This is a genomic window from Parviterribacter multiflagellatus (genome assembly GCF_056863265.1).
Window position 1 is genome coordinate 355,742 of sequence record NZ_JBXPIZ010000005.1, and the last position, 20,099, is coordinate 375,840.

A 20,099-nucleotide genomic window follows, 5' to 3' on the forward strand; every position below is an offset into this window, starting at 1 on the left:
ACGGCATGCTCGTCGAGGCCGCGGGGGTCGCCCTGTCCGTTCACGAGTTCGCGCCCGGCGCGGACGGTCCGCCGATCGTGCTCGTGCACGGGATGGGTGGGACCGCCTGGCCGTACGACGAGCTCCCCGGGCGGGTGATCGCGTACGACCGGCGCGGGTACGGCGCGTCGGGCGCGCCCGAGCCGTACGAGCGGACGACGGTCAACGAGCAGGCCGAGGACCTCGCCGCCATCGTGCGGACGGTCGCCGGCGACCCCGCGATCCTCGTCGGGGACGGGCTCGGCGCGCTGATCGTGCTCGACGTCGTGCTCCGCCACCCCGAGCTCGCGCGCGGCGCGGTGCTCGTCGACCCGCCCGCGTACATGTTCGTGCCGGAGGCCACCGAGGCGCTGTCGGAGGAGCGCGCGGCGTTGGAGACCGAGCTGCGCGCCGGCGGCCCGGCCGCGATCGCGGAGGCCCGCCCGCGCATCGTGGACTTCGGCGCGCTCGCGACGCTCCCGCTCGGCCACGCGATCCTCGAGCCCGTCGCCACGCCGGTCGCGATCGTCTCCTCCGACGCCGCCAAGCCCCACGACCTCGCCGCGGCGGAAGCGCTCCTGGACGCCATCCCCACCGCGGTCGGCGCGTCCAGCCTGCTCGACGGGGTAGCCCGGGTCCGGTAGTGGACCTGGGCGGCAGCACGATCCTCCTCACCGGCGCGAGCGGCGGCATCGGCCGCCACGTCGCCGCGACCCTCACGGCGCGCGGCGCGCGGGTCGTCGCGACCGGCCGCGACGAGGAGCGCCTGCACGCCGCGCCCGCCGCCGCGCACCTCACGTGCGACCTCCTCGACCGCGTCGCCACGGCGCAGCTCGTCGACCGCGCCGAGGCGCTGGCCGGCCCGCTCGACGGGCTCGTCCACTGCGCGGGCGTCGAGCACACCGGCGCGTACACGGCCGAGTCGCCGGAGGAGCTGGAGGAGATCGTCCGCGTCAACGTCACCGCGCCGATGCTGCTGACACGCGCCGCGCTCCCCGGGATGCTCGCGCGCCGGCGCGGCCACGTCGTGGGCGTCGCGTCGATCTCCGGCCGCGGCCCGTCGCCGTACCTGGCCAGCTACGCGACGACGAAGGCGGCGCTGATTGAGCTGATGGCGTCGCTGCGGCTCGAGCACCGCGGCACGGGCGTCTCGTTCTCCTCCGTCAGCCCCGGCTTCGTCGCCCGCGAGGGCATGTACGCGCGGATGGCGCAGACCGGCCACCGCGCGCCTGTCACGCTCGGCACCTCCAAGCCCGAGCAGGTCGCCGCCGCCGTCGCCGACGCGATCGCGCGCGACCGCCCCGACGTCCTCGTCACCGCCCGCCCGATGCGCCCCTTCTTCGCCCTCAACCAGCTCGCGCCGCGCGCGGCGGCCGCGGGTCTCGTCGCCTCAGGCGCCCGCCGCTTCCTCCGCAACGTGGCCGCCGCCCGCGGCCGCGCCCGGTGACGCCAGCTCGGCCTCCAGCCGCGCGGCCTCCGCGCGGAAGCGCTCGACCGACGCGAGCTTGATGTCCTCGTAGCCGCGGACGAGGTCGGGGAGCGCCGCGATCTTCGCGACCGTGGCGTGGTTCGACGGCGTCAGCTGGTCGAGGGCGCGGGAGACGAGCGCGCGGTACTCGTCGGGGAGCGCGCGCTCGACGCGGCGGACCTGCGGGAGGCCGAAGAGGTCGAGCGGGGTGCCGCGGAGGCGGCGCATCGCGCGCAGGACGTGGAAGGCCGGCGTGAACCACGGGCCGAGCTTCAGCTTCCGCTTCAGGCCGATCGCCCGCAGGAGCGGCGGGTGGAGCAGGACCGAGACCTTCGCGTCCGGCCCGAACTCGGCGGCCACCTTCGCGCGCTCGACCGGGTCGAGGTGCAGGCGCGCGACCTCGTACTCGTCCTTGTAGGCCAGGAGCTTGAACAGCCCCTGCGCGTACGCCTCGGCCACCGCCGTCTCGCCGGGGGCGCCGCGGTCTCCCTCGACCCGCGCGACCTCCATCACGTCGTCGGCGTACCGCCGCGCGAGCTTCGGCGACCCGGCGTACGCGAGCAACTCGGGCACGCGGACCTCGAGCAGGCGCCGCAGCTCCCCGCGCGCACCGGTGGCCTCGACGATCCCGGCGGCCCGCGGGGAGGGTGCGGACGCCGGGATCGGAGGCTGGGTCGCGGCCGTCACCGCGTCCGGCATGGCCACGGTCGCGCGCCCCCACGCGAACGCGGCGAGCGACGTCTCGACGGCCGCGCCGTTCAGGCGGATCGCCTGCTCGATCGCCTCCGCCGACACCGGCAGGCAGCCGTGCTGGTGGGCGGCGCCGAGGAGTAGGAGGTTCGTCGGCATGTGGTCGCCGAACAGCGCCTCGCTCACGGCGCCGGCGTCGACCAGGAAGTTCTCGTCCGCCCGCGTCGACCGCCCGATGGCCGCGAGGTTGCGCCGCTCGCTCGGGAAGCCGGCCGACACGTCGCGCACCATCGTCGCCGTGGGCACGAGCGCGGTCGACACCACGGCGACCGTCCGGTCCGGCGAGCACGCGCCGAGGTTGCGCGGGTTCGCCGCGCCCAGCACGTCGAGGCCGAGCAGCAGGTCGACCGTCCCGGCGCCCGCCTTGTTCGACCCCTCGATGCGGTCGCGCGCGATCCGGACGTCGCTGACCACCGGCCCGCCCTTCTGCGCAAGGCCGGTCTGGTCGAGCCCATAGCAGTGCTTGCCGTCGAGCATCGCCGCCATCTGGAGGATCTGCGACACGGTGACGACGCCGGTCCCGCCGATGCCCGGCATGCGGATCAGGACGTCGTGCCGGGGCACGCGCAGCGACGGCTCCGGCAGCGACGCCGGCGGCGCCGGCACGGCCTTCTTCGCCTTCTTCGACCGCGGCTCCACTGACAGGAACGACGGGCAGTCGCCCTTCACGCACGAGAAGTCGAGGTTGCACGACGCCTGGTGGATCTGCGTCTTGCGCCCCAGCTCGGTCTCCACCGGCAGCACCGACAGGCAGCCCGACTTCGCGCCGCAGTCGCCGCAGCCCTCGCACACCCGCTCGTTGATGTGGATGCGCTGCTTCGGCGTCGAGGCCTTCCCGCGCTTGCGCATCCGCCGCTTCTCGGCCGCGCACCCCTGGTCGTGGAGGAGCACGGTCACGCCCTCCACCTTCGCCAGCTCCGCCTGCGCCGCTGCGAGCTCGTCGCGGTGGCGCACCGACGCGATCGGGTCGAGCTTCACCCGCTTGTACTTCGCGAGGTCGTCGGTGGTGACGATGATCCTGCGCACGCCCTCCAGCGCCAGCCACCGCGTCAGCTCCGGCACCTTCAGCTGGCCGAGCACGTCCTGCCCGCCGGTCATCGCGACGGTGTCGTTGTAGAGCAGCTTGTACGTGACGTTCGCGCCGCCCGCGACGGCGAAGCGGATGGCGAGCGAGCCGGAGTGGTGGAAGGTGCCGTCGCCGAGGTTCTGCACGAAGTGGTCGGCCTCGGTGAACGGCTGCATCCCGACGAACTGCGCGCCCTCGCCGCCCATCTGCGTGATGCCGGTGATCTCGCCCTTGCCCTCGGGCGCGAGCAGCACCATCGTGTGGCAGCCGATGCCGGCGCCGAGCAGCGTCCCCTCGGGGTTCGCGGTCGACGTGTTGTGCGGGCAGCCGGAGCAGAACGCCGGCGTCCGCGCCGCCACCGGGAGCGCCCGCCCGGGCTCGCGGCGCCGCGTCGCGATCTCGTCGACCCGCGCGAACACCGACGCGCGCTCGATCCCCTTCGCCGTCAGCCGCTCGGCGACCGCCAGCGCGATCGTGTCCGCGTCGAGGTCGGGGGCGCGGACCGCGCCCACCCGCGGCGCGTCCGTCGTCCCGTACAGGGCGTCCTTCACCGCCGGCTCGAGGTAGTCGAGCTTCTCCTCGACCACGAGCACCTCGTCGACCCCGCGCGCCAGCTCGCGGAACGCCTCCCGGTCGTGCGGCCACAGCATCCCGACCTTCATCAGCCGGATGCCGGCCCGCTCCAGGTCGCGCTGCTCCAGCCCCAGGTCGCGCAGGGCCTGGACGAGCTCGTAGTAGACCTTGCCCGCCGCGACGACCCCGAGCCACGCGTCGCGCGTCGGCACGCTGATCGGGTTGAGCTGGTTGAGCCGCGCGTACTGGCGCGCCAGCTCGGTCCGCGGCCCGAGCAGCGTCCGCTCCAGCTCGGTCGAGACCGGCGCGAGCAGGTTGCCGTTCGGCACGTGGCGGTACGGCGCGCCCTCCCACTCGACCGTCGGCATCAGCGGCCCCACGCGCTCCGGCCAGACCTGCACGGTGCCCGCCGCGTCGGCGATGTTCGTGACGACCTTCAGCGCGCTCCACAGCCCCGACGCGCGCGAGCACGCGATCGCGTGGAGCCCGAGGTCGAGCACCTCCTGCAGCGTCCCGGGGAAGAAGGTGGGCATGTGGAGCGACGCCAGCGTCGCCTCGGCCGCGCTCGGCAGCGTCGAGGACTTGCACGACGGGTCGTCGCCCACCAGCGCGAGCGCCCCGCCGTTCGGATGCGTGCCGGCGAAGTTCGCGTGGCGCAGCGCGTCCATCGCGCGATCGAGCCCGGGGTTCTTGCCGAACCACACGCCGACGACGCCGTCGTGCCGGGGTGGGTGGGACCGAATGTTCTGCACGAGCTGCGTGCCGTACACCGCGGTCGCCGCCAGCTCCTCGTTGAGCCCTGGCGTGAAATGCAGCGCGTGCTCGGCCGCCAGCGGCCCCAGCCGCTCCACCTCGCGGTCGAGCCCGCCGAGCGGCGAGCCCTGGTAGCCGGAGAGGAAGGTCGCGGTGTCGAGCCCGCGCTTGACGTCGGCGCGGTGCTGGTCGAGCAGGACGCGGACGAGCGCCTGGATGCCCGAGAGGAACACGGTCCCCTGCTCCAGGGCGTACTTGTCGGCGAGCGTCGTCTCGGGCCGGCTGAGCTTCGCGGGGCGCACCGGTCCGGCGCTGCCGCCCACATGCGTGATCGGGAGCTGCTGCTCAGTCGTCGACGGGCTGGTCGGCAAACGCAAGATCGTCCTCCCCAGGGCGACAGGTAAACCGACCTTACCAGGACGGTCAGAGGAGTTGACCTATTGCCGCCCCGCGGCAGGTGGTCAAACGCCGACGTCGACCGGGCTCGCGGGCGGCCCCTCGGTGAGGAGGACCCGCAGGTGCGCGGCCAGCGCGCGCGGGGCCAGGTCGTCGCTCGTCGCCTCGAGCTCGTCGAGCGTCCACCACCGCCACGCGGTCACGTCGGCCTTCTCGGCCTCGGTCATCCCCGCGCCGTCCGGCCGGAAGTGCGCCACGCGGGCCATGAACCACCGTTCGCGCTGATCCAGCCAGACGCCGCGCCACGCGAAGACGTGACGGCGCCGCCACACCTCAGGACCGAGCACGAGCTCGGCGAGACCGGTCTCCTCCGCCACCTCGCGCGCCGCAGCCGCGCGGACGTCCTCGCCCTCCTCCAGGCCCCCGCCGGCCGGGAACCACAAGGCAGTGCCGGTCTCGGGCTCCTCGGCCCGGAAGAGCAGCAGCCGGTCCTCGTCGTCGAGCAGGAGCACGCGCACCGCGTGGCGTCGCCTCACGAGCGCACGGAGCCGCTACTCGTCCGCCGCGCTGGCCGTCCGCTCGAGCTGGCCGAGGTGCTCGTCCATCACCGCGCTCACGACGTCCAGGTCGCCGGACCGCACCGCCGACAGCGTCCGCTCGTGGATCTCGATCGTCCACTCGGGCACCAGCGGCAGGTGCATCGCCATGTCACGGGCGATCTCCAGCTGCCGCAGGAGCGCGCGCATGAGCGACTCGACCGTCGGGTTGCCCGCCGCGCGCGCAAGCGCGAGGTGGAACTGCATGTCGAGCTGCAGGAACCGGTCCTCGTCCTCGGCCTGGTAGCCGCGCGCCACGATCTCGCGCATCGACTCGATCGACCGCTCGAGCGCCGCGAGCTGCTCCTCGGACGCGCGCTGAGCCGCCAACTTCGCGACGCCCGGCTCGATCAGCCGGCGCGCCTCGAGCACCTGCGCGACCTCGTCCAGCCGCAGCGACGAGCGCTGGCGCACGAGCTCGACCGGCACGACGTCGCTGCGCACGAACATCCCGCCGCCCGGCCCGCGGCGCACCTCCAGCAGGCCCGCCTCCACGAGGATGCGCGCCGCTTCTCGCAGCGTGGGCCGGGAGATCTGCATGCGGACCGCCAGCTCGCGCTCGGCCGGGAGCTTGTCGCCGAGCCCCAGCTCGCCCGAGCGCACCTTCTCGGCGATCTGCTCAGCAGCCTCCTCGAAGGTGTGACGTGTACGCACCGGTTCGAACATGTCTGGCCGCGATCATAGGAACGCGGCCTTCTCACCTGGAAGTTGTGCATTCGTCCATCAGGCTCGATCATGGTCCCCTGATGGGTATGGGGGCAGGGGTGACCTCAGACGTCTTCGCGGGAGCGCGCCTGGTCGTGGTCGACGATCACCAGCCGAACGTCCTCGTGCTCGAGACCCTGCTCGAGCGCTGGGGCGTCAGCGACGTGGTGTCGACGACCGACTCGTCCAAGGCCGTGGCGCTCTGCACCGCGACCCGCCCCGACCTCGTCCTGCTCGACCTCCACATGCCGGCCCCCGACGGCTTCGAGGTGATGCGCCACCTGCGCACGGCCGTGCCCTCCCCGGACAGCCTGCCGCTGCCGGTGCTCGTGCTGACCGCCGACATCACGCCCGAGACGCGCCGCCGGGCGCTCGGGCTCGGCGCGCGCGACTTCGTGACCAAGCCGTTCGACCCGCTCGAAGTGGAGCTGCGCGTGCGCAACCTGCTCGCCGCCCGCCGCCACGAGCAGGCGCTGGCCGAGCGCGGCGACGAGCTCGAGCAGTGCGTCCGCGCGCGCACCCGCGAGGTCGAGGCCAGCCGGCTGGAGGTCCTCGACCGGCTCGCGCTGGCGGCCGAGTACCGCGACGACCTCACCGGCGCCCACACCCGCCGCGTCGCGCAGACCGCCGCGCTGCTGGCCGTGCAGCTCGGGCTGGACGCCGAGGCCGTCCGGCTCATCGAGCTGGCCGCGCCGCTCCACGACGTGGGCAAGATCGGCATCCCCGATCACGTGCTGCGCAAGAGCGGCAGCCTGACGAGCGAGGAGCGCGCGATCATGCGCCGCCACACGCTGATCGGGGCGCGGATGCTGGCCGACAGCGAGTCGCCGGTCCTCCAGCTCGCCGAGGACGTCGCGCTGCGCCACCACGAGCGGTGGGACGGCGCCGGCTACCCGAGCGGCCTGCAGCGCGAGACGAGCCCGCTCGCCGCCCGCATCGTCGCCGTCGCCGACGTCTTCGACGCGCTGTGCTGCGCGCGCCCGTACAAGCCGCCGTGGTCGATCGACCGCGCGGTCTCGGAGGTCGTCGAGGCGGCCGGCACGCAGTTCGACCCGGAGGTCGTCGAGGCGTTCACCGAGCTCGACCACCACCGGCTCGCGCCCGAGCCCCGGTTCTCGGCCCCGCGAGGCGCTCCGGCCGAGGTGTCGGACTCCTGACGGACGGAGCCGCACGGGCCTCCGGCGTCCGTGTATGGTCCGTTCTTGCCCCCGTCCATGTCGTTCGCGTCCCCTTCCTTCCAGCTCGACGAGCAGGCCGTCGACGACGACACGCACCTGATCGTCGTCCGCGGCGAGGTGCACGTCTCGACCGCGCCCGAGTTCTCCGATCGCCTCAACGACGCGATCGCGACGGGCAAGAGCGGCGTGGTGATCGACATGACGGACGTCGCGTTCATCGACTCGACGGGGCTCAGCGTGCTGCTCAACGCGCTGCGCCGGGTGACGCGCCAGCAGGGCACGCTCGCGCTCGCGGTGAGCAACCCGACGGTGCTGCGCCTGTTCGAGATCACGCGCCTGGACTCGACGTTCGACATCCTGCCCGACCGCGAGACGGCGATCGAGCGCGTCCAGCGCGGGCGGGGCGCGGCGGGCTCAGCCGCCGACGGCGATCACGCCGACGGCGCGGGCAGCTCGGCCGGCGCGCCGTAGGGCGCCAGCACCGCCGGCAGCTCGACCGAGCCGTCCTCGCGCTGCCCGTTCTCGAGCAGGGCGATGATCGTGCGCCCGACCGCGACCGCGGTGCCGTTGAGCGTGTGCAGCACCTCGGGCTTGCCGCCCTCCGCGCGCCGCCGGATCTCCAGGCGCCGGGCCTGGTAGTCGGTCGTGTTCGACGTCGAGGTCAGCTCGCGGTACTTGCCCTGGCCGGGCAGCCACGCCTCGCAGTCGAACTTGCGCGCCGCCGAGGCGCCGAGGTCGCTGATCGCGATGTCCACGACGCGGTAGGGGATGCCGAGGTCGGAGAGGATCTCCTCCTCGATCGCCAGCAGCCGCTCGTGCTCCTCGAAGCTCTTGTCCGGCTCGACGAACGAGAACATCTCGACCTTGTCGAACTGGTGGACGCGGAACATGCCGCGCGTGTCGCGCCCGGCGGCGCCGGCCTCGCGGCGGAAGCAGGGGGAGAACCCGGCGTAGCGGAGCGGCAGCTCGGACGCGTCGAGGATCTCGCCGGCGTGCAGCGACGCGAGCGCCACCTCGGACGTCCCGGCGAGGTACAGGTCGTCGGCGGGCAGGTGGTAGATCTGCTGCTCGGTGTCGGGCAGGAAGCCCGTCCCGTAGAGCGCCTGCTCGCGCACCAGCACCGGCGGGATCACCGGCTCGAAGCCCTTGCCGCGCAGCTTCTCGAGCACCCAGCGCACGAGCGCCAGCTCGAGGAAGACGAGCTCGCCGCGCAGGTAGAGGAACCGCGAGCCCGACAGGCGCGCGCCGCGCTCCATGTCGATCCGCTCGCCGGCCAGCTCCAGGTGGTCGCGGCCGGTCTTCGTGGCGTCCCCGACCTCGCGCACCACCGTGTCCTCGTCGGGCGACGACGGGTCGGGGAGGTTCGGAAGCGACGCGAGCAGCGTGTCGCGCTCGGCCTCCGTCGCGTCGCGCTCGGCGCCGAGCCGCTTGACCTCGCCCGCGACCTCCTGCATCCGCGCGATGGCGGCGGAGGCGTCCTCGCCCGACTTCTTGGCGCGCCCGATCTGCTGCGAGGCCGCGTTCTGCTCGGCGCGCAGCTCCTCGAAGCGCGCGACCGCGGCACGCCAGCGCTCGTCCAGCTCGAGCCAGCGGTCGAGCGACTCCGTGTCGCCGCGCCGTGCCAGCGCCGTGCGCACGGCGTCCGGGTCGCGACGGAGGAGCCTGGCGTCGAGCATCGACCGCGCCGGTGCGGCTGGGCTACTCGCCGGAGTCCGGCGACGCCGGAGTGTCGGCCTGGCGGCCGGCGAACTCGGCGACGAAGTCGGCGACGGCCTCGGCGTCCTCGCCCACGACGATGTTCTGCGGCATGATCGCGCCGGAGAACCCGCCGTTGCGGATCGCGTACAGCACGGACTCGCGGTCCTCCGGGCGGACGTTGAAGTTCGGGCCGTCCGTGCGCTCGCGGTCGCGCACCTTCGTGGCGGAGCCCTGGGTGCCGGCGTAGCTGAGGGTGTGGCAGCCCGAGCAGCGATCGGCGAAGAGCTGGGCCCCGCGCTCGAGGTTCTTGTCGCCGGACGCGGCGACCTCGGAGGAGATCTCCTCGCTGCCACAGGCGCTGAGGGCCGCGGCGCAGACGACGAGGGCGGCGGCGTGCTTGAACGACGGTCGGGTCATGCGGGTCCGGAACTCTAGGACACTGTCGCGCTGAATGTCCTTCCCCTCTGCCCGCACGTTCATCCCGATCCTGCTCCTGCTCGCCCTCGCGACCTCCGCCTGCGGCGACGAGGAGCCCGCCCGGATCGAGGGCTCGACCCTGCGCCTGAAGCTCGACGAGTACCGGATCATGCCCCAGGACGTGCGTGTCCGGGCCGGCCGCCTGCGCATCGTCGCGACCAACGTCGGCCGCCTCACGCACAACGTCAAGATCGTCCGCGAGGACCCCCACGACAGCGAGGCGCCCGTCGAGGAGATCGGCGGCACGCGCTCCACGCAGCCGGGCGAGTCGGCCGCCGTGACCTTCGACGACCTGGAGCCCGGCGAGTACCGGCTGGCCTGCACGATCGCCAACCACGACGACCTCGGCCAGTACGGCGAGCTGATCGTGGAGGAGTCCGGGGCCAAGTGACGAACACGACATGTGCCCGGCGCCGGCCAGCGACCTTTCGCTTGACGATGTCCCTCGCGATCGGTCCTTCAACGGCGGCAACCGAACGGCCGTGCGCCGGGCGGACCTTCCCTCGCCATACGCTGGCTCCATGAGCCGGCCGTCAGCCACGGACCAGCGGAGCTTCCGCGACACCGTCGGCCTCTTCCCGACGGGCGTCACGGTCGTGACCGCCAGCGGCGACGCGGGGCCCGCCGGGCTGACGACCAACGCCTTCACGTCGCTGTCGCTCGACCCGCCGCTCGTGGTCGTCGCGTTCGACAACGGCTCCCGCACGCTGCCGGTCGTCCGCGGCGCGGGCCGGTTCGCGGTCAACGTCCTGCGCGCCGGGCAGGAGGAGATCGCGGCCGTCTTCGCCTCCAAGCGGATCGCCGCCGAGAAGTTCGCGGCGGTCACCCACGCAGAGGAGCACGGCGTCCCGGTGCTCGACGGCGCGCTGGCGTGGCTGGCCTGCGAGGTGCAGGAGCTGCTGCCCGGCGGCGACCACACGATCGGCGTCGGCCGGGTGCTCGGCATGTACGCCGACCCGGACGGCGAGCCGCTGGTCTTCTGGCGGGGCGGCTACCGCGAGATCGCGCCGCCCGGCGCGTGACGTCGGTTCACAACCCGGGGACCTCGGCGATCGCCCGGAGCGCCAGGAACGCGATGACGCCCGCGGCGAGCGCCATCACGCCCAGCTCGCGGCGCGCGATCTGCACGACGATGGAGCGCTGCTCGGCCTCGGGCAGCGCGCCGACCGCCTGCGCGTCCTCGAGGCCGCGGGCGTCGAGGACGGTCTGCGCCGAGAGCAGGCGGAACTGCTCGGCGAAGAAGCCGATGCCCACGGGCACGAGGGCGTAGATCCAGAACAGGCTGGAGTCGGGCTCGTGCCCGCTGAAGTACGCGATCCCGGCGCCGGCGGCGAGCAGGATCGCGCTCGCCTGGCCGATCCGGATGAGCCGCCAGGCGAGCGGGGTGGGGGCCACCCGCCACCACTCCAAGGCACCGAAGATCGAAGCGATGCCGTTCAGGACGGTCGCGAGCAGGGCAATGATCGTGAGGAAGTTCTCCATGCTCTTCATGCGCGCTTTAGCACTAAGTAACAGTGCCGCACAAGCGCGTGCTACAACGTCTCCTGGCCATGCTCCGCTCTTACCTTCCCGCCATCGTCTTCCTGGGTCTCGGGACGGCCATCGGTCTGCTCTTCAGCTACCTGAACCACTGGTTCGGCGTGAAGCATCGGAAGAGCATCCACGCGACGGCCGACCCCTATGAGTGTGGTCTGCCGTCGGATGTCCGCAGCGGGTTCCGCTTCGGGATCAGCTTCTACCTGATCGCGATGCTGTTCATCCTGTTCGACATCGAGGTCATCTTCCTCTACCCCGTGGCGATCAACCTGCGGGAGTTCGGGACGTTCGCGATGACGGAGATCATCGTCTTCATCGGTCTCCTCTTCACCGCGTTCGTCTACGTCTGGCGTCGAGGTGCACTCGAATGGAAGTAATCCGCTCCAACGGCGGCGGGACCCCTGCTGCCGCCTCCGATTTCCGCTCGCGGCAGCTCAGCGCGCGCGCCATGCTCCGCGGCGACCTCGAGGGCGCCGAGCTCGAGAAGTACGTCGAGGAGCGGGTCATGTTCACCACGCTCGACAAGGCCGTGAAGTGGGCCCGGGGCAACTCGATGTACCCGATGTCCTTCGGCCTGGCGTGCTGCGCGATCGAGTGGATGGGCCACGTCGCGGCCCGCGTCGACACCGCGCGGTTCGGCTTCGAGGCCGCGCGCGCCTCACCGCGCCAGGCGGACATCATGTTCATCTCGGGGCGCGTCTCGATCAAGATGGCGCCGATCGTCCGCCGTCTGTACGACCAGATGCTGGAGCCGAAGTTCTCCATCGCGATGGGCGCCTGCGCCTCGTCGATGGGCGTCTTCAACAACTACGCGATCGTCCCGGCCGACAAGTTCATGCCGATCGACGTCCACGTGCCCGGCTGCCCGCCGCGGCCCGAGGCGCTCCAGCACGGCATCCTCAAGCTCCGCCAGATGGTCCTCGACGACCCGACGCTGGGCTGGCGCGAGCGCTACGGCGCCGTCGGCACGGAGGAGATCGTCCCGGCCGATGGCCAGCAGACCGCCGTCAACGTGTTCGACGAAGAGGACGTCACGCGTGCCTGACGCGACCGGCCTCGAGCTGCTCGCCCAGGAGCTGCGCGACGCCGACCCGGATTCCGTCCTCGACACGCTGCACTTCCGCGGGAAGGCGCAGCTGATCGTCGAGCCGTCGAAGGTCGCCTGGGTCCTGCAGCAGCTCAAGGGGAAGGGCTTCACCGCCCTGATGAGCGTGCACGGCGTGGACTACTACCCTGAGGAGCCCCGCCTCGGCGTCCACTACGAGCTGCTGGACATGAAGGAGGTCGACCGCGTGACGGTCAAGCTCCGCGTGTCCACCGAGGCGCCCAACGTGCCGTCGGTGACGCCCGACTGGCCCACCGCGGATCACCAGGAGCGCGAGGTCTTCGACATGTTCGGGGTCGTCTTCGACGGCCACCCGGACCTGCGCCGGATCCTCATGCCCGAGGACTACGAGGGCTACCCCCAGCGACGCGACTTCCCCGTCGGTGGAGAGCCGGTCCTCTTCACCTACAACGACGCGCGCGGGACGGACTACACCCAGTGAGCGGCACCCTCTCCACCCAGACCGGCGCGGCGAACGAGGTCGAGTTCGCGACGCCGCAGGAGCAGATCGGCGGGCGCGAGCCCGAGCGCGAGCTGCTCACCATCAACTTCGGGCCGCACCACCCGGCGACGCACGGCGTGCTGCGGCTCCTCACGGCGCTCGAGGGCGAGATCGTCCGCGACACCAAGCCGGTCATCGGCTACGTCCACACCGGCATCGAGAAGACGATCGAGGACAAGTCCTACTGGAAGGGCATCCCCGTCGTCGAGCGGATGGACTACCTCGCGTACTTCTTCAACGCGTACGCGTACTGCGGCGCGGTGGAGACGCTGCTCGAGCTGGAGATCCCCAAGCGCGCGCAGTACCTGCGGGTCATCCACATGGAGCTGATGCGCATCAACAGCCACCTCCTGTGGCTGCTGACCAGCGCGCTCGACCTCGGCGCGATCTCGATGTTCTGGTACGGCTACCGCGAGCGCGACGCGATCCTCGACCTCTTCGAGATGTCGACCGGCGCGCGCATGCACACGCGGTACTTCCAGGTCGGCGGCGTCGCGGAGGACATCCCGGTCGGCTGGGCCGAGAAGTGCCGCGAGTTCACCAAGGGGATGCGCAGCCGCCTCGGCCAGTACCGCGCGATCCTCGACAAGAACGAGATCTTCCTGCAGCGCCTGCGCCACATCGGCGCCGTGCCGGCCGACCGCCTGCTCGAGCTGGGCGTCACCGGCCCGCTGCTGCGGGCCGCCGGCGTGCCGTGGGACCTGCGCAAGGCCGAGCCGTACTGCTCGTACGAGGACTTCGACTTCAAGGTCCCGGTCGGGACCGAGGGCGACAACTACGACCGGTACATCGTGCGGATGGAGGAGGTCCTCCAGTCGTGCGACATCATCGACCAGGCGCTCGACGGGCTCCCCGAGGGGCCGTACCGCTCGGACGACCGCAAGGTCGTGCTGCCGCCGCGGCACGAGCTCGCCACCTCGATGGAGTCCCTCATCCACCACTTCAAGCTGGTGACGGAGGGGTTCCGCGTCCCGCCGGGCGAGGTGTACTTCCCGATCGAGGGCCCGCGCGGCGAGTACGGGATGTTCATCCGCTCGGACGGCTCGTCCAAGCCGGCCCGCGCGCACATGCGCGACCCCTCGTTCGTGAACCTCCAGGCGTTCCCGGACATGGTCCGCGACACGTACATCGCCGACTTCATCGCGACGCTCGCGATGCTCGACCCGATCCTGGGAGGCATCGACCGGTGAGCACTCCTCCGCACGCGCCCGAGCCGCGCGCGCACCTGCACGTCGGCGAGCGCAAGCACGGCCGCACGACCGACGAGATCCCGCAGGAGCTGTACGAGGTCGTCCCGCGCTTCGGCAACGGCTCGCGCGTCCCCGGCTGGGACGACGCCGCCGACCTCACGAAGCAGCCGCAGCAGATCCCGGACCCGGCGCTGACGCCGGTGCCCGACGAGCTGCGCGCGGAGATCGAGGAGCTGATGTCGCGCTACCCGGACCGCAAGTCCGCCGCGCTCCCCGCCCTCGCCGCCGCGCAGCGCCTGCACGGCTGGACGTCGCCCGAGGCGATCCGCCAGGTCGCGTGCGTCATGCGGCTCACGCCCGGCTACCTCATCTCGGTCGCGTCGTTCTACGACATGTACGACACGAAGACCAAGCGCAAGCACCGGATCTTCGTGTGCACCAACATCTCGTGCTCGCTCAACGGCGGGCGCGAGCTCGCCGAGCGCGTCAAGGCGCAGGTCGGCGACGACGCCGAGATCGAGGTCCGCGGCTTCGAGTGCCTCGGGGCCTGCGACATCGCGCCGATGGCGTCGATCGACGGCGTCTACGTCGGGCCGATCGACCTCGACGAGGTCCCGGAGATGATCGAGCAGGTGCGCGCCGGCCAGGAGATCCTCCCGGCCAAGCAGCTCGCGCGCCGCCCGAGCGTCGACCCGAACGTCAACCCCGCAGCCTCTCGCCCGGAGCAGGACGCATGACCCAGACGCTTCTCTACAAGGACATCGACCAGCCCGGCCTCGACACGCTCCGCGTGTACGAGGAGCGCGGCGGGTACCAGGCGCTGCGCAAGGCGCTCCAGATGCCGCCGGAGGCCGTCCTCGAGGAGCTGCTCGCCTCGGGCGTCCGCGGCCGCGGCGGCGCCGGCTTCGCGATGGGCCGCAAGGTCTCGTTCCTGCCCAAGGGCACGATGGACAAGTACCTGTGCTGCAACGCGGACGAGTCCGAGCCCGGCACGTTCATGGACCGCGAGCTGATGCAGAAGAACCCGCATCAGCTGATCGAGGGCATGATCATCGCCTCGTACGCGGGCGGCATCAACCGCGCGTTCATCTACATCCGCGGCGAGTACGACCTGCAGGCGACGATCCTCGAGAAGGCGGTCGAGGAGGCGAAGGCCGCCGGCTTCCTGGGCGAGAACATCCTCGGCTCCGGCCTGGACCTGACGATGTGGGTCCACCGCGGCGCCGGCGCCTACATCTGCGGCGAGGAGACCGCGCTGCTCGACTCGCTCGAGGGCAAGCGCGGCAACCCGCGCCTGAAGCCGCCGTTCCCGGCCAACCAGGGCCTGTACCAGGGCCCGACGCTCATCAACAACGTCGAGACGCTCTCGTGCGTCCCGGCGATCATCGACATGGGCGGCGCCGAGTACGCGAAGATCGGCGTCGAGAACTCGTCGGGCACGAAGGTCGTCTCGGTCTCCGGCAACGTCCGCAACCCGGGCAACTTCGAGATCGAGCTCGGCATGAAGAGCCGGGACATCATCTACGGCCTCGCCGGCGGCCCGCCGGCCGGGCGCGAGGTGAAGTTCTGGTTCCCCGGCGGCTCGTCCTCGCCGGTCCTCACCGCCGACGACCTCGACCTGCCGTACGACTTCGACTCGATGGCGAAGGCCGGCTCGATGCTCGGCTCCGGCGCCATCATCGTCATCGACGACTCCCAGTCGGTCGTCGACGTCGCCCTCTGGACGGCCGAGTTCTACAAGCACGAGTCGTGCGGCAAGTGCTCGCCGTGCCGCGAGGGCACGAACTGGACCGTGAAGATGCTCGAGCGGATCAAGAAGGGCCAGGCCACCCCGATGGACCTGGACATCGCCGCGTCGGTCTGCACGAACATCATCGGCAACTGCCTCTGCGTCCTCGGCGACGCGATGGCGATGCCGGTCGGGTCCATGGTCGAGAAGTTCCGCCCCGAGTTCGAGGCGTACATCGAGGAGGCGCGCCGCCGCAACGAGCTCGGCACGGACGAGCCCCTCGAGACCCCGATCCAGGTCCTCCAGGGAGCCGTCTAGCCACCGTCATGCCCCGCCCCGAGGTCACGATGGTGACCTTCACGATCGACGGTCGTGAGGTCACCGCCCCGCAGAACGAGATGCTCGTGGACGCCGCCAAGTACGGCGACATCGAGATCCCCGTCTTCTGCTACGAGCCCAAGCTCGGCGCGCCCGTCGGCGCCTGCCGCATGTGCCTGGTCGAGGTGGAGGGCATCCCCAAGCTCCAGACCGCGTGCTCCACGCCGGTCAAGGACGGGATGGTCGTCCACACGCAGACCGAGCGCGTCCGCACCGCGCAGCAGGCCGTCGTCGAGTTCCTGCTCATCAACCACCCGCTCGACTGCCCGGTCTGCGACAAGGGCGGCGAGTGCCCGCTGCAGGACATCTCGATGGGCTGGGGCGGCGGCCGCTCCCGCTTCGTCGAGCCCAAGCGCCACTTCCAGAAGCCGCTCGCGCTGTCGCCGCTGATCGCGATCGACCGCGAGCGCTGCATCCTCTGCTACCGCTGCGTGCGGTTCTCGCAGGAGGTCTCCGAGGACTACCAGCTGGTCCTCCAGGAGCGCGGCGCCGCGACCTACGTCGCGACCTTCGACGGCCACCCGTACGTCGCGCCCTTCAGCGGCAACATCATCGAGCTGTGCCCGGTGGGCGCGCTCACCTCGCAGCCGTACCGCTTCCGCGCGCGCCCGTGGGACATCGAGCAGTCCGGCTCGGTCTGCACGCTGTGCCCGACGCAGTGCAACGTCTCGTACACCGTCCGCGACGAGCGCGTCCTGCGCGTCCTCGGCCGCGACAACGAGCACGTCGACGACGGCTGGCTGTGCGACCGCGGGCGCTTCGCCTACCAGGCCGCGCACGTCGAGGAGCGCATCACGACGCCGCTGCTGCGCGACGGCGACGAGCTGGTCCCGGCCTCGTGGGAGGACGCCCTGGCGGTCGCCCGTGACGCGCTGAAGGCCGCCGGCGCCAAGACCGCCGCGCTGGCCGGCAACGGCACCACCAACGAGGAGGCGTTCCTCCTCCAGCGGCTGGTGCGCGAGGGCCTCGGCTCCGGCGACATCGACGGCTCGCCGTACGGCGCCCGCACGCGCGAGGAGCAGGTCGCCCTCGCCGCGCCCGCGCTGCAGGCGACGGTGCAGGACCTCGAGTTCGCCCACGCCGTCCTCGTGCTCGACACCGAGCCGGTCGACGACGCGCCGGGCCTCGACCTGCGCCTGCGCAAGGGCGTGCGCCGCAACGGCGTCAAGCTCGCGATCGCGTCGAGCCGCCCGTCGTCGCTGGACGCCAACGCGGCCGTGTCGGTCCGCTACGCGCCGGGCCGCGGCGGCCAGTTCGCCGCCGCGCTGGCCGAGGCCGTCCGCGACAGCGCGTCCGCCTCGCTCGCGTCGCTGGCCGAGGCCGCCGGCGCGACCGTCGAGGACGTCCGCGGCGTGGCCGAGTTCCTCACCGGGGCCGGCACCGACGTCGTCGTCCTCTACGGCGAGCGCCTGCGCGACGCGCAGGCCGTGCTGCGCCTGGCCGACGGGCTGAACGTCCGGGAGACGGCGGGCGCGGGCATCCTCGAGGTGCCGGCCACGTCGAACGGCCGCGGTCTGCGCGAGGTCGGCTTCGCGCCGGCGTGGGGCCCGGGCTACGCGGACGCCGCGAAGGCCGGCCGCACGACGCCGGAGATCCGCGACGCCGCGGCCGCCGGGGACGTCAGCGCGCTGTACCTGCTGCACGTCGACCCGGTCCGCGAGCTGCCGCGCGGCGACGCCTGGGACGCGGCGCTCACGCAGGCCACGACCGTCATCGCGCACGCCGGCTTCCTCACCGAGGGCCTGGCCAAGCACGCGACGGTCGTCTTCCCGGCGCTGTCCAACCCCGAGAAGGACGGCACGCTGACCCATCCGGACGGCCGCCTGCAGCGCGTGCGCCAGGCGATCGCCCACCAGGGCCAGAACCGCTTCGAGTGGCAGCTGCTGGACCACCTGAGCCGCGAGCTCGGCGTCGGCGCCCGCGCGATGACGGCCGGCCAGGTGCTGAGCCAGATCGCGAACGCCGTGCCGTTCTACGCGGGCGTGACGCTCGACGAGATCGGCGGCCGCGGCCTGCGCTGGCAGGACCGCGACGCGGCCTCGGCCTTCCCCGCGGCGCCCGCGCTGCCCGAGCCGCACGTCGACACGACGCCGGCCGCGTCGCCGAACGGCAAGCTGCGGCTGGGCACGTTCAAGTCGATCTGGGCCGCGCCCGAGGTCGAGGTCTCGCCGGCGCTCAAGTTCCTCGCCGCGCGCCAGCGCGCCGAGCTGTCGCCCGACGACGCCGCCCGCCTGGGCGTCGCGCCGGGCGAGCGCGTGGTGGTCGGCTCGAACGGCACGACGGTCCGCGCGACCGTGGCCGTCCGCAGCGACATGCCCGCGGGCACCGTCTTCCTGGAGGAGAGCATCGGCGCGGACAACGCGAACGTCCTGGCCGGCGCCGAGCTGGTGGAGGTTCGCAAGCCGTGACCCCGATCCTGGCCGAGGTGCAGTACTTCGAGCCCTGGTGGATCCAGATCATCAAGGCGATCGTGATCTTCGCCGTGATCCTGCAGATCCTCCCGGTGACGATCGTCATCGAGCGCAAGCTGCTGGGCCGCTTCCAGATGCGCTACGGCCCGAACCGCGTGGGCCCGTACGGCCTCCTCCAGCCGCTGGCGGAGATCGTCAAGTTCGCCACCAAGGAGAACACCCGCCCGGTCACCGCGATCGGGTGGCTCTACATCATCGCCCCGGTCATCTCGATCATGACCGCGGTCGCGGCGCTGGCGATCGTCCCGTTCGGCGACACCGTCGACATCTTCGGCACGCAGGTCGGCCTGTACGGCATCGACGTGTCGGTCGGCATCCTCTACCTCTTCGCCTTCGGCGCGATCGCCTTCTACGCGCCGATGCTCGGCGGCTGGGCGTCGGGCTCGAAGTACTCCTTCCTCGGCGCCATGCGCGCCGCGGCCCAGCTCATCTCCTACGAGGTGGCGCAGGGCCTGGCGCTCGTCGGCGTGCTGATGACCGCCGGGACGCTCTCGATGACCGAGATCGTCCACGCGCAGGAGGGGATGTGGTACTTCATCCCGCAGATCGTCGGGTTCCTCGTCTTCATGACGGCGAGCTTCGCCGAGACGAACCGCGCCCCGTTCGACCTCCCCGAGGCGGACGCCGAGCTCGTCCAGGGCTACATGACCGAGTACGGCGGGGCCAAGATGGTCGCCTACCTGTTCGGCGAGTACCTGAACATGATGATCGCGTCGTTGCTCATGACGACGTTCTTCTTCGGCGGCTGGCTGCTGCCGTTCGGCATCGACCCGCCGACGTGGGTGGACCCCATCGTCGTCCTGGTGAAGATGTCCGCCTTCCTCTTCTTCTTCATCTGGGTGCGCGCCGCCCTTCCGCGCCTGCGGTACGACCAGCTGATGTCCTTCGGCTGGAAGGTCCTGCTCCCGCTGGCCACGGCGAACGCCCTCGTGACCGCGATCCTGGTGGTGACCCTCGACTGATGCCGTACGACCCTGGGAATGACGTCCTCGTCGTCCCGCGCGGGCCCGAGCCGGGCGGCGCAGGCGGCGCCTACCGCGTCTTCGGCGAGACCCTCCGCGGGATGAAGACGGTGTTCGCCCGGCTCCTCGAGAAGCCGGTGACGATCCAGTACCCCGAGGAGAAGACGCCGGTCTACCCGCGCTTCCGCGGGCGTCACAAGCTCCACAAGTTCGAGGACACCGGCCTGGAGAAGTGCGTCGGCTGCTCGCTGTGCGCGGCCGCCTGCCCGGCGGACTGCATCCGCGTGGTCGCCGCCGAGAACACGCCCGAGCACCGGATCTCGGCCGGCGAGCGCTACGCGGCGGTCTACGAGATCAACATGAGCCGCTGCATCTTCTGCGGCTACTGCGAGATCGCGTGCCCGTTCGACGCGATCACGATGGGCCACGACTACGAGCTGTCCGACTACACGCGCTCCGACCTCATCTTCACCAAGGAGATGCTGCTCGCGGAGCCGCTCGAGCGCACGCCGCTGCGGCGCGAGGGCGAGTAGCCGAGAGGGTCAACG

Annotated in this window: 21 protein-coding genes; 15 read left to right on the forward strand and 6 right to left on the reverse strand. The window is 72.0% G+C overall.

The window, feature by feature from the left end; all coding sequences use genetic code 11:
- Positions 1-5 precede the first annotated feature (5 nt).
- Together AC1UE5_RS13265 and AC1UE5_RS13270 are read left to right on the forward strand one after the other, a co-directional pair.
- The gene (locus AC1UE5_RS13265) at positions 6-662 is read left to right on the forward strand and encodes an alpha/beta fold hydrolase (protein WP_482924086.1); all 657 of its coding nucleotides are present in this window, start codon (positions 6-8) and stop codon (positions 660-662) included.
- A complete protein-coding gene (locus AC1UE5_RS13270; protein WP_482924088.1) occupies positions 662-1,465 on the forward strand; it encodes an SDR family NAD(P)-dependent oxidoreductase in 804 nt (267 codons plus the stop codon). Before AC1UE5_RS13265 ends, AC1UE5_RS13270 begins: the two co-directional genes overlap by 1 nt.
- Here the strand turns inward: AC1UE5_RS13270 and AC1UE5_RS13275 are convergent.
- From AC1UE5_RS13275 to AC1UE5_RS13285, 3 genes are all read right to left on the reverse strand, one after another.
- Complete coding sequence (locus AC1UE5_RS13275) at positions 1,409-4,999, reverse strand: indolepyruvate ferredoxin oxidoreductase family protein (protein ID WP_482924090.1); 3,591 nt, start codon at positions 4,997-4,999, stop codon at positions 1,409-1,411. The genes AC1UE5_RS13270 and AC1UE5_RS13275 overlap by 57 nt on opposite strands.
- 90 nt (positions 5,000-5,089) lie before the next feature.
- On the reverse strand, positions 5,090-5,560 hold the full coding sequence (locus AC1UE5_RS13280; protein ID WP_482924092.1) for an NUDIX domain-containing protein: 471 nt from the start codon (positions 5,558-5,560) through the stop codon (positions 5,090-5,092).
- A gap of 15 nt (positions 5,561-5,575) precedes the next feature.
- The gene (locus AC1UE5_RS13285; RefSeq protein ID WP_482924094.1) at positions 5,576-6,286 is read right to left on the reverse strand and encodes a FadR/GntR family transcriptional regulator; all 711 of its coding nucleotides are present in this window, start codon (positions 6,284-6,286) and stop codon (positions 5,576-5,578) included.
- 98 nt (positions 6,287-6,384) lie between these two features.
- On the opposite strand from AC1UE5_RS13285, the gene AC1UE5_RS13290 reads away from it, so the two are divergent.
- Together AC1UE5_RS13290 and AC1UE5_RS13295 are read left to right on the forward strand one after the other, a co-directional pair.
- On the forward strand, positions 6,385-7,482 hold the full coding sequence (locus tag AC1UE5_RS13290; RefSeq protein ID WP_482924097.1) for a response regulator: 1,098 nt from the start codon (positions 6,385-6,387) through the stop codon (positions 7,480-7,482).
- A 45-nt stretch (positions 7,483-7,527) separates the two neighbouring features.
- Positions 7,528-7,974, forward strand: coding sequence for an STAS domain-containing protein (locus AC1UE5_RS13295; RefSeq protein WP_482924099.1), 447 nt, complete (start codon positions 7,528-7,530; stop codon positions 7,972-7,974).
- Here AC1UE5_RS13295 and serS read toward each other — a convergent pair.
- Together serS and AC1UE5_RS13305 are read right to left on the reverse strand one after the other, a co-directional pair.
- Positions 7,935-9,179 carry a serine--tRNA ligase gene (gene serS, locus AC1UE5_RS13300; RefSeq protein WP_482924102.1) on the reverse strand — a complete coding sequence of 415 codons (1,245 nt, stop codon included), beginning with the start codon at positions 9,177-9,179 and terminating at the stop codon, positions 7,935-7,937. The genes AC1UE5_RS13295 and serS overlap by 40 nt on opposite strands.
- A 22-nt stretch (positions 9,180-9,201) precedes the next feature.
- The gene (locus AC1UE5_RS13305) at positions 9,202-9,618 is read right to left on the reverse strand and encodes a c-type cytochrome (RefSeq protein WP_482924105.1); all 417 of its coding nucleotides are present in this window, start codon (positions 9,616-9,618) and stop codon (positions 9,202-9,204) included.
- 34 nt (positions 9,619-9,652) lie between these two features.
- Here AC1UE5_RS13305 and AC1UE5_RS13310 point away from each other — a divergent pair, with 34 nt between their 5' ends.
- Positions 9,653-10,069 carry a hypothetical protein gene (locus tag AC1UE5_RS13310; protein WP_482924107.1) on the forward strand — a complete coding sequence of 139 codons (417 nt, stop codon included), beginning with the start codon at positions 9,653-9,655 and terminating at the stop codon, positions 10,067-10,069.
- Between the two features lie 130 nt (positions 10,070-10,199).
- Positions 10,200-10,700, forward strand: coding sequence for a flavin reductase family protein (locus tag AC1UE5_RS13315; protein ID WP_482924109.1), 501 nt, complete (start codon positions 10,200-10,202; stop codon positions 10,698-10,700).
- A gap of 7 nt (positions 10,701-10,707) precedes the next feature.
- Here the strand turns inward: AC1UE5_RS13315 and AC1UE5_RS13320 are convergent, their stop codons facing one another.
- Positions 10,708-11,169, reverse strand: coding sequence for a hypothetical protein (locus AC1UE5_RS13320; RefSeq protein WP_482924111.1), 462 nt, complete (start codon positions 11,167-11,169; stop codon positions 10,708-10,710).
- 23 nt (positions 11,170-11,192) lie between these two features.
- On the opposite strand from AC1UE5_RS13320, the gene AC1UE5_RS13325 reads away from it, so the two are divergent.
- From AC1UE5_RS13325 to nuoI, 9 genes are all read left to right on the forward strand, one after another.
- On the forward strand, positions 11,193-11,591 hold the full coding sequence (locus AC1UE5_RS13325; protein ID WP_482924113.1) for an NADH-quinone oxidoreductase subunit A: 399 nt from the start codon (positions 11,193-11,195) through the stop codon (positions 11,589-11,591).
- A gap of 71 nt (positions 11,592-11,662) precedes the next feature.
- Positions 11,663-12,259, forward strand: coding sequence for an NADH-quinone oxidoreductase subunit B (locus AC1UE5_RS13330; RefSeq protein ID WP_482924115.1), 597 nt, complete (start codon positions 11,663-11,665; stop codon positions 12,257-12,259).
- Positions 12,252-12,761, forward strand: a complete 510-nt coding sequence (locus AC1UE5_RS13335) for an NADH-quinone oxidoreductase subunit C (protein ID WP_482924117.1) — start codon at positions 12,252-12,254, stop codon at positions 12,759-12,761. Before AC1UE5_RS13330 ends, AC1UE5_RS13335 begins: the two co-directional genes overlap by 8 nt.
- Positions 12,758-14,011 carry an NADH dehydrogenase (quinone) subunit D gene (gene nuoD, locus AC1UE5_RS13340; protein WP_482924120.1) on the forward strand — a complete coding sequence of 418 codons (1,254 nt, stop codon included), beginning with the start codon at positions 12,758-12,760 and terminating at the stop codon, positions 14,009-14,011. Before AC1UE5_RS13335 ends, nuoD begins: the two co-directional genes overlap by 4 nt.
- Positions 14,008-14,748, forward strand: coding sequence for an NADH-quinone oxidoreductase subunit NuoE family protein (locus AC1UE5_RS13345; protein WP_482924123.1), 741 nt, complete (start codon positions 14,008-14,010; stop codon positions 14,746-14,748). The genes nuoD and AC1UE5_RS13345 overlap by 4 nt, the downstream gene beginning before the upstream one ends.
- On the forward strand, positions 14,745-16,058 hold the full coding sequence (gene nuoF / locus AC1UE5_RS13350) for an NADH-quinone oxidoreductase subunit NuoF (RefSeq protein WP_482924125.1): 1,314 nt from the start codon (positions 14,745-14,747) through the stop codon (positions 16,056-16,058). The genes AC1UE5_RS13345 and nuoF overlap by 4 nt, the downstream gene beginning before the upstream one ends.
- Positions 16,059-16,066: 8 nt before the next feature.
- Positions 16,067-18,526 (forward strand): NADH-quinone oxidoreductase subunit NuoG, encoded by a 2,460-nt coding sequence (gene nuoG / locus AC1UE5_RS13355; protein WP_482924127.1) that lies wholly within the window; start codon positions 16,067-16,069, stop codon positions 18,524-18,526.
- On the forward strand, positions 18,523-19,551 hold the full coding sequence (nuoH, locus tag AC1UE5_RS13360; protein ID WP_482924130.1) for an NADH-quinone oxidoreductase subunit NuoH: 1,029 nt from the start codon (positions 18,523-18,525) through the stop codon (positions 19,549-19,551). The genes nuoG and nuoH overlap by 4 nt, the downstream gene beginning before the upstream one ends.
- Positions 19,551-20,084: an NADH-quinone oxidoreductase subunit NuoI gene (gene nuoI, locus AC1UE5_RS13365; RefSeq protein WP_482924132.1), complete on the forward strand. Its 534-nt coding sequence runs from the start codon at positions 19,551-19,553 to the stop codon at positions 20,082-20,084. The genes nuoH and nuoI overlap by 1 nt, the downstream gene beginning before the upstream one ends.
- Positions 20,085-20,099: the final 15 nt, after the last annotated feature.